Genomic DNA, 300 nt, shown 5'->3' on the forward strand with positions numbered 1-300 from the left:
GGTCATCCGCGATGTGCTCGCCGTCGCCAATGTCACCGCGGCGCCGTACGGCACCAAGGAGTACATGATGACCAACTACGGCGTGGAGGGCACCCACTACACCGTCAAGGACGGTGTCCCCGCCAAGACCGACCAGGGCAACCTGGAGGTGATGAACGCCTACGTCATGGTGGACGGCCCCGCCTCGACCATCGCGCATCCCGACTTCCCCGAGGTCGCCAAGGGCCAGGTCGAATGGCAGCAGCGGATGGGCGCCTTCACCAAGAAGTCCACCTTCTGGGGCATGCAGATCACCGAGCC

At 65.0% G+C, this 300-nt stretch carries 1 pseudogene; it reads left to right on the forward strand.

Annotation, left to right across the window (positions count from 1 at the left end):
- Positions 1-300, forward strand: a pseudogene (locus tag ACLZOT_RS51610) (Tat pathway signal sequence domain protein); the annotation flags it as partial.

It is taken from the genome of Streptomyces sp. 4F14, from assembly GCF_048159485.1.
Lineage (GTDB): Bacteria > Actinomycetota > Actinomycetes > Streptomycetales > Streptomycetaceae > Streptomyces.